Below are 11276 nucleotides of genomic sequence, written 5' to 3'. Positions count from 1 at the left end.
GGACGGTGTCCGCGGCCCCCGGCAGCGGCTGGTGGGTGGTGAGAATGACCATCCCGCCCTGCGCCGTGTGCGCCGCCATCCGCCGGGTGAGGCGCGCCACGCCGTTAACGTCAATGGCGGTGAACGGTTCGTCGAGTACCCACAGCGCGGCGCGGGTCAGCCACAGGCGGGCCAGCGCCACCCGGCGCTGCTGCCCGGCCGAGAGCCGGGCGACCGGCACGTCCTCAAATCCCGCCAGCCCGGCCTGCGCCAGCGCCTCCGGGAGACGCGCGCCGTCGCCGGGGTGGAAGAAGTGCAGGTTCTCCCGCGCCGTCAGGCGGGATTTAATCCCCGGCTGGTGCCCTATCCACAGCAGGCTGCGATGGAAGCTGTCGCGCACGCGGCGCAGGGGTTCGCCCTGCCAGTACACCTCGCCGCCGTCCGGGCGCGCCAGCCCGGTCAGCAGGCGCAGCAGGGTGGTTTTTCCCGCGCCGTTGCCGCCGGTGACCTGCACCCACTCCCCGGCGTCCACGGTGAACGACAGCCCGCGAAACAGCGTCCTCTCGTCCCGCTCGCAGTACAGATCTCTGGCTTCAAGCATCATTGTCATTGCGCATATTCAGGTTGATATGGCGTATAAACACCGGTCAGGCTTTCCAGGAAGGCGACGATATCGTCAATATCGTTTTGCGGCAGATCGGTGCCAACCTGGTAACGCAGCATCAGTTTTACCGCGCCATCCAGCGTCGGTACGTCGCCCCGATGGAAATAAGGCGCCGTTAACGCGACGTTGCGTAAGCCCGGGACTTTTTGCCGTAATTTATCGCGAACCTCTTTGGTGACGTTCATACGACCAATATCCGCTGCGGTAATTTCGCCAAAATTAAAGTCTCGCTTTAATCCCAATGGTTCAAAAGAGCGCCCGCCTAAAATGATACCGCCGTGACAGGTTGCACATTTATTTTCTTTAAATAATTGATAACCGTGTTTCTGTTGCGCGGTCAGCGCATTTTCATCTCCACGTAGCCATTTATCAAAGGCGGAATCCGGCGTTATCAACGTTTTTTCAAATTCGGCGATCGCATCAGTAATATTTTCCCCGGTAAATCCTTGCGGATAAACCGCCTGGAAATCTTTTTTCAGGACAGGATCTTTATCAAGCTTGCTAATAATTTCATCCCAGGATTTAGAGGCCATTTCGATAGGATTTAACGGCGGTCCGCCTGCTTGCTCCTGCAGGGTTGCAGCACGACCATCCCAAAATTGTTCGATATTAAATACGGAGTTGAATACCGTCGGCGCATTTATTGGTCCTACCGCACCGCCAACGCCAATTGAGGTTTTTCTGCCATCGACACCGCCCGCATTTAACGCGTGACAATGCGCACAGGATATTGTGCTGTCGCCGGATAAACGTTCATCATGATAAAGCCGGAAACCTAAGTCGACTTTTTTCGCATCGACGGGAATATTGCGCGGAATAGGCTGAACGGGTTCATTCCGGTGCGCCGGGTCGGTATCGGCGCTGGCATAGTTGCGCTCACGCTGATCGGCTATCCAGTTCAGGATGTCAGTACGCTCTTTATCGCTGACGCCTCCCGCCCAGTGCAGCGCGACATAGCGGGTTGGCGGCATAGTCTGATGTTGCATAACCCATTCAATTTTATTCAGTTCGCTTTGCGGCACCGGCGTATCCGCAATCAGGGCGGCCCGTACCGCCTCCAGGTTAAACGATTTGTAGCCGAGCTGGATATCGTAATCCATTAGCTGCTTTGCCACCGGAAAAGAGGAATAAAAAGGTAATTCAGCGGAAGGCGTATGACAATAATCACATCCTTTCTCCCTGAAATAACCCAGTATTTTATTATTTTCACCCACAACCGAGGCCTGCACATCGCTTTTTTTACTGCGCTGTTTGTCGTAATACCATACATACCCGGACAAACCTAAATAACATAACAGCCCAACGGTGATAACCGTTGTCGCATAGAGGGTAATTTTTTTCATATCACTATCCTTATGGGGTATTGCGGCATGATTAATTAAATTTTATTTTTTTACTCATGAGGCCCGTCAATACTAAATACAAACCCATCATGGATATTGATTGGTATCAATAATTACAATTGGCTAAACCTATAGATATGATAACCCCCGACTATCGTAAGATTTATTTTGCGATGCCCGTCACAGGGTTTATTCAGCCGCAACAATGGATAAATCCTCTTTTCCGTCATCAAAAAGAACGATAGCCAACAATAATTGACTTAACGCAGCATAAAAACCATAGGAATCATGCTTAAGGCAATTATTTGTAAATTCCGGAAGCCATTCCAGTAATGACGACAATGTTTTCTGGCGTAATTTATTCATTCTCCGTTGTTGGAACGATTCACCCAATGAAAAATGTAAATGGCTGAGTAATTCCAGATAAATCGCCAGGTGGTCGGCCGGCTCTTTAAAATCGTCGTTGACTTCCATCCCGGCTTCAAGCAATAAATGTTTAATCATGCCGGGTTCCTGCTGCGGGTATTGCGAGGCGTAGGGCAACGCCGATTTTTTATCCGTCATCAGGAACAATCCGCAAAAATCCGCGGCCAGCTCCAACTGCGCATCCTGGCGCAGGCTAAGCGCGGCAATTTTTTGTTCGAGTAACGCCACCGACGCCGCCAGCGCAGGCTGACGCTTTAACAGCGCCAGCCAGTCCGCGATTTCCGCGGACTGTAATTGTATTAACCCTTCATCATCCACTTCCCGGAAAAAGAGTAACGCCAGCCATGCATATACGCAGGCGTACTGTTCCTGAGCAAGCGCTGGCTGCTTAATCATGCGGATTCCCCTGCGATGCGGGTACATATTCACACTGCGCGACCATCTCGACCGGACCGTTAAACGCCGTGACGTTATCAATAGGGCCGGTATATTTTTCAATTTCCACCAGCGTCGTATGCGCGCTGGTCGCCTGCGCGAGCTGTGATGTACCGATATCCAGCGTTAATACGTTAGGGTTGCCGTACTTACATAACGCGTTGAGATCGCCGCCTTTATCAGGATCGTACCAGGCGCCTTCATGAATTCGCGCCACGCCCGGCGCATAGCGATCGGAAACTACCGCCCCCGCCAGTACCTGCCCGCGTGCATTGAATACCCGCACGATGTCACCGTTGCGGATCCCGCGCGCGCTGGCATCCTGTGGGTTAATAAAGACCGGCTCCTTGCCGCCAACGACATATTGCTGACGCAGCGTTTCCGACTCGCACAGTTGGGAATGCAGACGGAAATCAGGGTGGACGGATTGTAAGTGCAACGGCCAGCGCTGCGATCCCGGCCCGCCATGCGAGCGTTCGATTTTTTCGAACCACATGGGATGGCCCTGACAATCGTCGTATTGCATGTCGGCGATCGTTTTGGAGTAAATCTCGATCAAACCGCTTGGCGTGCCCAACGGCTCCAGGTCCGGATCTTCACGGAAAGCCTGATGGCGCACAAACATCTGCGGATGATCAAACTCGATGTACTCCTGTTGATTCCAGAACACCTCGAAAGTCGGTAAGTGGATACCGCGACCTTTTCCCTGCTGGCTCCCTTCCTGCCAGATGCGTTTCAGCCAGCCCATTTCATCAAGGCCTTCCGTAAATGCCGCTTCACGGTTAAAGCGTCGGCAGAGATCGCGGAAAATATCAAAGTCGTTACGCGCTTCAAACTGCGGCGACACCACCTGTTTCATGGCGATAATCCCGCGGTTAGAGTGGTTGCCGAACTGATCGAGGTCGTTACGCTCAAATTGGGTGGTAGCCGGCAAAACGATATCCGCAAAGCGGCAGGTCGACGTCCACTGGTTATCAATGGCGATGACCGTTTCCAGCTTGCGCCACCCTTCAATTATGCGGTTAATTTGTTGGTGTCGGTGGAACGGGTTGGTCCCGGCGAACACGCACATCTTCAGCGGCGGTAATTTAACCGATTTCCCGTTCCAGTTAATGATCTTGCCCGGTTCAAGAATGGCATCCATAAAACGCGCAATAGGAATGGTGCTGCTATAGCCTTTGTAATCCGTGCTGTCGTGCACTGGCGGAACGGTCGTCGAACCGGAAAAGCCGCTTAAAATGATCCCTTTACGACCAGGCGTCCCGGCGCCGTTGTAGTGCCAGCCAAAACCAAAGCCGCCGCCCGGTAAACCAATCTGTCCCAGCATTGCTGCCAGCACGACGACCATCCATGACCACTGTTCGCCATGCTGCATACGTTGTACGCACCAGCCAGCGATGATTTGCGTTCTGTCGCCCGCCATCTGCCGCGCCAACGCGCGGATGGTGTCGGCGTCAATACCGCACAGTTTTTCCGCCCAGGCAGCATCTTTGGGCTGTCCATCTTTCTCGCCCAGCAAATAGGGGAGGAACTGGTCAAAACCGACGCAGTAGTTATCGAGGAAATTTTTATCGTACAGTTTCTCGCTGTACAGCGTATGCGCCAGCGCCAGTTGTAACGGGACATCCGTCTGCGGGTTAATGGCGATATGTTTGACCTTATCGCGCCCCAGATAATCGTGCGTGGAGGTGACGACCGGGTCGATGCTGATGACCGAGATAGCGCCGCTGGCAACCTTCTCTTTTAATTGTTCATAGTACTGATAGACATCGTGATCCGGGCACCACCAGTTTGCCTGCTGGTTTTTCACCATATCAGAACCCCATAGCACAATCGTTTTACTGTTCTGTAAAACCAGAGGCCATGACGTTTGCTGCTCGTACACTTCCATTGAACCCACCACGCGCGGCAGAATCACCTGCGCCGCGCCGGTCGAATAGTCCCCTCCCGTGCTAACGCTATTGCCATGTAGCGCAATCGCGCGCGCCAGCATCCCGGAGGCGTTATGGAACATGCCGGTAGATTGCCAGCCGCTCGCCGTCAGTAGCGCGCTCGGCCCGTAGGTTTTTTGCACCCGCTCCAGTTCCTGATAGAACAGATCCAGCGCTTCATCCCAGGAGACGCGCACAAAACGATTATCGCCGCGCTGCGAGGTGTCGCTTTGATGACCTTTGCGCATCCAGTCGACGCGCACCATCGGATAGCGAATACGCGCCGCGTTGTGGACGTGATCGGGCAGGCCGGCGATCATTTTGGACGGGTATTTATCCTGTTCAAACGGTTTTGCCGCCACAAATCGACCGTCAACCACCGTGGCGCGAATCGCCCCCCAGTGAGAGCCGGTAAGGATACCCTCTTTCGTCGCGGCGCCTGGTGCAACGGCATCCGCCGCGCGGGCGCTACGGGGCGTCAGTAGTGACGGCCCCAGCATTCCTGCCACCGTCAAGCCGCCAAGCTGCGCCAGAAAACGTCGACGAGAGACGTGTAGCGTGTCCTTATTTTTCATTGTGTTCTCCCTTATCGCTGTGCGGCGTGTTGGTGGTATCAGACGCATTCATCTGGAGATATTTCAACAAGGTACGTTCTTCACGCTTATCCAGACTGGTGAAACCGATCATGCCGTTGAGCGTGCCGATCCAGCCGTTAGCGTCAAAGTGCGCTTTGTCCGGCGCGCCGTGACACTGATTACAGGTGCCGTTATAGAGGGAGTCGGCATAGGCCCAAATCGGTTTAATGTCATTTACCATGTCGCCTTTTTGCATCCACGCAGTTGCCTGTAATTTGCTCCACTGAGTATTGGTCGCCGCGACGGTGGTCTCTTCCAGCGTTTTCACATGCTGTTGCACATCGCCGCGAATCGAGGCGACAAAAATACGTTTACCGGGCAACTGCGTCAGCACGCGCTGGCGACCGTCCGTCTCCGTCCAGCCTTCGATTTGCACTTGCAGCCAGTCACCGTCCCGTTTAAGGACTGTCACTTCAGAAGCAGGTAACAGCGAACCTGCCGGTTCTTTATCGCCTTTAGCGGCGTAAATCGGCTTGATATCCAGCGAATAGAGCGTATCGCCGTCATTATGCGTACTGGCGCTGGCGCGCAGTTCATCAAACTGTTTGCGGAAACCGCTGCTCATATCCGGTAGCTGGTGGGCAATCCCTTTATGACAGTCGATGCAGGATTGATTTTCTTTCGCGGCGATTTTCATTTGCCGCGCCGCTTCCGGGTTCTGTTTCGCGTGATCCATCGCATCGTAGTTATGGCAGGAACGACAGGTCGCGGAGTTATTCTCTTTCATGCGCGCCCATTCACGCTCGGCAAGCTCGGCGCGTTTGGCTTCAAATTTTTCCGGGGTATCAATCGAGTGGGCGATAAATGTCTGGTAAAGATCGTTGCTGGCTTCCAGCTTACGTTTCACCATGCCTGGAATATCAGGGGGGATATGGCAATCGTGGCATTCCGCGCGTACGCCGGAAGCGTTCTGGAAATGTACGGACTGTTTATATTCCTGATACACCGGCTGCATACTATGGCAGCTGACGCAAAACTCTGTCGTACTGGTCAGTTTGATACCGACGTGAGGTAACACGATCAGCGCAACGCCGATCACAATCCCGACAATGACCAGCGCCAGTATCGACCAACGGGCGCTTGGCCTGAGTAGCGCTCTCCAGAGTTTTCGCATAATAGCCCCTGTAATTATATGGTTTAATGCGCAGATCTTATTCCGCAAATATGAACAGCGTCACTGGTCAGGATGAACGGGATACGGCAATATATGAACAGATATGAACAGAAAGAGACCGCGCGCAGGATGTCACATCACATTGTTATTGTTGAGGATGAACCTGTTACTCAGGCCAGATTACAGGCCTATTTTGAGCAGGAGGGGTATCGCGTTTCGGTGACCGACAGCGGCGCGGGCCTGCGTGACATCATGGAGCATGAGCACGTTTCGCTGATCCTGCTGGATATCAACCTCCCCGATGAAAACGGGTTGATGCTGACCAGGGCGCTACGAGAACGCTCCACGGTGGGCATTATTCTGGTGACAGGGCGTTGCGACCAAATCGACCGCATCGTCGGGCTGGAGATGGGCGCGGACGACTACGTCACCAAGCCGCTGGAACTGCGCGAGCTGGTAGTACGGGTGAAAAATCTTTTGTGGCGCATCGATCTGGCCCGCCCCACGCCGCAAAATGCCAGTGAAAACTGCTATATGTTTTCCGGTTACTGCCTGAACGTGATGAATCACACGCTGGAGTACAACGGTGAAGCCATTAAGCTTACGCGCGCGGAGTACGAGTTACTGCTGGCCTTTGTGACCAACCCAGGCAAAGTGCTGCATCGTGAACGCCTGCTGCGAATGCTTTCCGCCCGCCGCGTAGAGACTCCGGATCTCCGCACGATTGATGTCCTGGTTCGCCGCTTACGTCATAAAATTACGCCGGAACTGCTGGTCACACAGCATGGCGAAGGCTACTTTTTAGCCTCGGAGGTGTATTGATACAGATAGACGGGCCGAAATCCCGGAGGCGATAGCGAACGGCGAACGCGCGCGCTGTCGGCGTTGTTATGCGTCAAAATAAGCACCGGCGGGCTGATATTTTCAGGCACCGGTTGCCCCTGTAAGACCTTAATCGACTGCGTTATCGCTAATTCGCCCTGCCAGGCCATCTGATCGCTGAGCGCCATCAGGATATGGCCGCGTTTTAAACCGCGATAAACCTGATGCGTCAGATAAAATGAGACGATCGTGAGCGGAGTCGTCAAATTTCGCCCTTCGCCCATCGCCGCCTCCGCCGCTATCGCCGACCCGGCGACCACATTGGCGTCCGGATGGCGCTCCAGCATTTCCTGGAGTAAGTTTCGCTGCACTTCAATGTCGTTATCGCCCCAGGCGATATCCACAATGTTGATGGCGCTGCCTTTAATTGCCTGACGAAAACCCGCCACCATCTCCTGACTGCCGCCGGCTTCTTCCGGCCCCGGGAAGAGTAAAACGTTAAGCGCTTTTCCTTTGCTCCACTGCATCAGGAAACGTCCCGGCAGATACCCCATCTGAAACCACGGCAGACCAACGCGGGTTGCGACGCTGGCATCGTGAATCATGTTCACCAGTTCAATAACCGGCACATTACCGGCATACCGTTCCAGTTCCGGGAAACGATCGGTACTGCTGCCAAGCAGAATAGCGTCGGAGCCCCACTCCCGGCATTGCATCATTTGCTGTTGTTGCGTCGCCAGTTGCCGATAGCCATTCGCTTCCAGCACTTTTAAATCAACGCCATACAATTTGGCCGCTTTTTGCATCCCGTAGTTGACGGACAACCAGTAAGAATCTTTCAGGCTGGGGTATAATGCGCACAGTTTCCAGGGTTTACTCGCATTGACTGACGTTTGCCGCCAGGGAATCGCCCGATCGGCGCGCGTCCAGTGTAGCAGCCCGGTTTCGGCTGACGCCGTTTCTACATTCGAGACGATGATTATCAAAAAAAAGAACGAAATAAGCGCGCGCATGATAGCCCCACCAGCAACAAGGTTTTATCCTAATGGTTTTTCCGGCGGCAACTCAACCCATTTCACCCGCGGCGCATAAATGTCAACGCCTTCACTGACCCGCAGATTATGGCTGGCCTTCGCCCTGATGGCGGCACTCACCCTGCTCAGCACCGTGATCGGCTGGATAAGCCTGCGCGTCATTAGTCAGGTGGAGCAAACCAATACGCAAGCGCTGCTCCCCACGATGAATATGGCCAGGCAGTTAAGCGAAGCCAGCGCTTACGAGCTCTTTTCTGCGCAAAATCTGACCAATGCCGACAGTGAGGGCGTTTGGCTGGCGCAGGGGAAGATGCTGAAAGCGCAAAGCCTTAAAATTAACCATCTTTTGCAGGCATTAAGCGAGCAGGGATTTAATACCTCGGCCATCGCCCGGCAAGAAAAAGAGATTGCGCAAACGCTTGGGCAACAGGGAACGCTGGTCGGTGAAATTCTCACGCTGCGCGCACAGCAACAGCAGTTAAGCCGCCAGATTGCGGAGGCGGCGGAAAGCATTGCCGCCCAGGCTCACGGCCAGGCCAATAATGCCGCGACATCTGCGGGCGCCACCCAGGCCGGTATTTACGATCTTATCGAAAGCGGTAAAGGGGACCAGGCTGAACGCGCGCTTGACCGATTGATTGATATCGACTTTGAGTATGTGAATCAGATGAATGAGTTGCGGGTCAATGCCCTGCGGTTTAAACAGCTCATTGTGACCTTAAAAGACGCGCAAGGGCTGAGCGATGCCGAGGACACCGATGAAAAACTTAATCAGTTGGTTAAAATTTTATCCCGCCGCCAGCAGCGTATAGAAGATCCTACCGTTCGCGCCCAAATCGCCGACGCGCTGGAGAAAATAAACCAGTACACCACACTGGTTACCCTGTTTCGTAAGGAAAACGCCATCCGCGACCAGCTTCAAACGCTTATGGCCAATAACCTCTTTCAGTTTACCCGCTTCAGTACGGAAGTGTCGCAGTTGGTGAACGCCATCGAAAAACGAAACGAGGCTGGGTTAGCGCGTCTTACACACGCCAGTCAGCGTGGGCAAATAGGGTTAGTGATCTTAGGCATCCTGGCGCTGTGCTCATTAAGTTTTATTCTTTGGCGAGTGGTTTACCGTTCCGTATCCCGCCCGCTGGCGCAACAAACGCAGGCCTTACAGCGGCTACTGGAGGGCGATATTGACTCACCGTTTCCGGAGGCGGCTGGCGTCAGCGAACTGGATACCATCAGCCGTCTGATGGAAGCGTTTCGCGCCAACGTGCGCAAATTGAACCGCCATCGTGAGGATTTGGCGGAACAGGTGCGTTCGCAAACGGCGGAGCTTCATGCGCTGGTGCTGGAACACCGGCAGGCGCGCGCCGAAGCGGAAAAGGCCAACGAGGCGAAATCGACGTTCCTTGCCGCCATGAGCCATGAAATTCGCACGCCGCTTTACGGCATTCTCGGTACGGTACAATTGCTGGCCGATAAACCGCTCATGGCAAACTACCGCGACGACTTACAGGCCATTAATGATTCAGGCGAATCGCTACTGGCGATTCTTAACGATATTCTTGATTACTCGGCGATTGAAGTAGGCGGCACCAACGTTTCTATTAGCGAGGAGCCGTTTGAACCGCGACAATTGTTGAATAGCGCGCTGCATTTAATGCACAGCCGCGTGCAGGTGGCGCTCATCGCCGACTTTAGCGAGCAACTCCCCTCCACGCTACAAGGCGATCCGCGCCGGATACGTCAAATTGTGATTAATCTTTTAAGTAATGCGGCGAAATTTACCGATCGCGGCAGCATAGTGCTGCGCACGTTTTGCGACGATCAGAGCTGGTTTATTGAGGTTGAAGATACCGGGTGCGGTATCCCTGAAGCGAAGCTGACGGCTATTTTCAAACCGTTTGTGCAGGCGACAGGACGCCGGGGCGGGACGGGCCTGGGGCTGGCTATCAGCGCCAGCCTGGCAGAGGCGATGGGCGGGACGCTAACCGTCACCAGTACGCTTCATGTTGGCAGTTGTTTTCGTTTACAACTACCGGTTCGCCACCCCAAACCCGCAAGCAAAAGTGCGTTCAGGGAACCGATAAATCTTAACGGGCTACGTCTGTTGCTGATTGAAGATAATATGCTGACGCAGCGTATTACCGCTGAAATGCTCACGGGTAAAGGGGTGAAGGTCTCAGTAGCTGAAAGCGCGAATGACGCGCTACGCTGTTTAGCCGAAGGCGAGCCCTTTGATGTGGCGCTGGTGGATTTTGATTTACCGGATTATGACGGCTTAACCCTGGCGCAGCAGTTGATGAGTCAGTATCCCGCCATGAAACGCATTGGTTTTAGCGCGCATGTGATAGACGATAATCTTCGTCAGCGTACCGCCGGTCTTTTCTGCGGGATTATTCAAAAGCCCGTTCCCCGCGAGGAGCTTTACCGCATGATAGCGCACTATTTACAGGGCAAATCTCACAACGCGCGGGCGATGCTGAATGAACATCAGCTTGCCGGCGATATGGCGTCTGTCGGCCCGGAAAAACTCCGGCAATGGGTCGCGTTATTCAAAGACAGCGCGCTGCCTTTAGTCGAGGAGATCGAGGCGGCGCGCGCCATGAATGACGACGTTAACATTAAGCGGCTGGCGCATAAATTAAAAAGCGGCTGCGCCAGCCTGGGGATGACGCAGGCAACCGAAGCCTGTCGGGAGCTGGAATTGCAACCGCTTAGCGATATAGATATTAAAACTATCGTGACGCAGGGAGTGACGGCGCTCGACGCATGGATACGCCATAATAGCTTCCGGCTCGCCACGGCCAACTTATCCGACGCGTTTCACATCACCAGTTATCAGGACATAAAACAGTACGCCGAGGGTATAAGAGGGAACTAGCCTACGGCTACTGCC

General features: G+C 54.1%; 8 protein-coding genes. 2 read left to right on the top strand and 6 right to left on the bottom strand.

The annotated features are described in order from the left end of the window. From ccmA to torC, 5 genes are all read right to left on the bottom strand, one after another. On the bottom strand, positions 1-580 hold a 580-nt coding region (ccmA, locus tag ACH0WD_RS22600; protein WP_085417610.1), incomplete at its 3' end, for a cytochrome c biogenesis heme-transporting ATPase CcmA. 5 nt (positions 581-585) lie between these two features. Next, positions 586-1986, bottom strand: coding sequence for a cytochrome-c peroxidase (locus tag ACH0WD_RS22595; protein ID WP_000724476.1), 1401 nt, complete (start codon positions 1984-1986; stop codon positions 586-588). Positions 1987-2175: 189 nt separating this feature from the next. Continuing rightward, positions 2176-2808, bottom strand: coding sequence for a molecular chaperone TorD (gene torD, locus ACH0WD_RS22590; protein WP_000595417.1), 633 nt, complete (start codon positions 2806-2808; stop codon positions 2176-2178). Beyond that, positions 2801-5353 (bottom strand): trimethylamine-N-oxide reductase TorA, encoded by a 2553-nt coding sequence (gene torA, locus ACH0WD_RS22585; protein WP_000790686.1) that lies wholly within the window; start codon positions 5351-5353, stop codon positions 2801-2803. The genes torD and torA overlap by 8 nt, the downstream gene beginning before the upstream one ends. Further along, positions 5343-6527, bottom strand: coding sequence for a pentaheme c-type cytochrome TorC (torC, locus tag ACH0WD_RS22580; protein WP_001230256.1), 1185 nt, complete (start codon positions 6525-6527; stop codon positions 5343-5345). The genes torA and torC overlap by 11 nt, the downstream gene beginning before the upstream one ends. Before the next feature lie 129 nt (positions 6528-6656). On the opposite strand from torC, the gene torR reads away from it, so the two are divergent. Further along, entirely contained in the window at positions 6657-7349 is a 693-nt protein-coding gene (gene torR / locus ACH0WD_RS22575; RefSeq protein ID WP_001747553.1) for a two-component system response regulator TorR, read from the top strand. Here torR and torT read toward each other — a convergent pair. Further along, on the bottom strand, positions 7322-8362 hold the full coding sequence (torT, locus tag ACH0WD_RS22570; RefSeq protein WP_001202043.1) for a TMAO reductase system periplasmic protein TorT: 1041 nt from the start codon (positions 8360-8362) through the stop codon (positions 7322-7324). The two genes, torR and torT, sit on opposite strands and share 28 nt — an antisense overlap. A 79-nt stretch (positions 8363-8441) precedes the next feature. Here torT and torS point away from each other — a divergent pair, with 79 nt between their 5' ends. Beyond that, positions 8442-11261: a TMAO reductase system sensor histidine kinase/response regulator TorS gene (gene torS / locus ACH0WD_RS22565; RefSeq protein ID WP_000106945.1), complete on the top strand. Its 2820-nt coding sequence runs from the start codon at positions 8442-8444 to the stop codon at positions 11259-11261. Positions 11262-11276: the final 15 nt, after the last annotated feature.

This window comes from Salmonella sp. 2020_1395, assembly GCF_043848115.1.
GTDB classification, from domain to species: domain Bacteria; phylum Pseudomonadota; class Gammaproteobacteria; order Enterobacterales; family Enterobacteriaceae; genus Salmonella; species Salmonella enterica.
Note: the sequence above shows the minus strand (reverse complement) of the source record. Positions and strands in the feature narration are given on the sequence as shown.

Coding starts and splice junctions, on each gene's coding strand:
- ACH0WD_RS22595 (WP_000724476.1), bottom strand. CDS start 1,986: ATGAAAAAAATTACCCTCTATGCGACAACGGTTATCACCGTTGGGCTG.
- torD (WP_000595417.1), bottom strand. CDS start 2,808: ATGATTAAGCAGCCAGCGCTTGCTCAGGAACAGTACGCCTGCGTATAT.
- torA (WP_000790686.1), bottom strand. CDS start 5,353: ATGAAAAATAAGGACACGCTACACGTCTCTCGTCGACGTTTTCTGGCG.
- torC (WP_001230256.1), bottom strand. CDS start 6,527: ATGCGAAAACTCTGGAGAGCGCTACTCAGGCCAAGCGCCCGTTGGTCG.
- torR (WP_001747553.1), top strand. CDS start 6,657: ATGTCACATCACATTGTTATTGTTGAGGATGAACCTGTTACTCAGGCC.
- torT (WP_001202043.1), bottom strand. CDS start 8,362: ATGCGCGCGCTTATTTCGTTCTTTTTTTTGATAATCATCGTCTCGAAT.
- torS (WP_000106945.1), top strand. CDS start 8,442: ATGTCAACGCCTTCACTGACCCGCAGATTATGGCTGGCCTTCGCCCTG.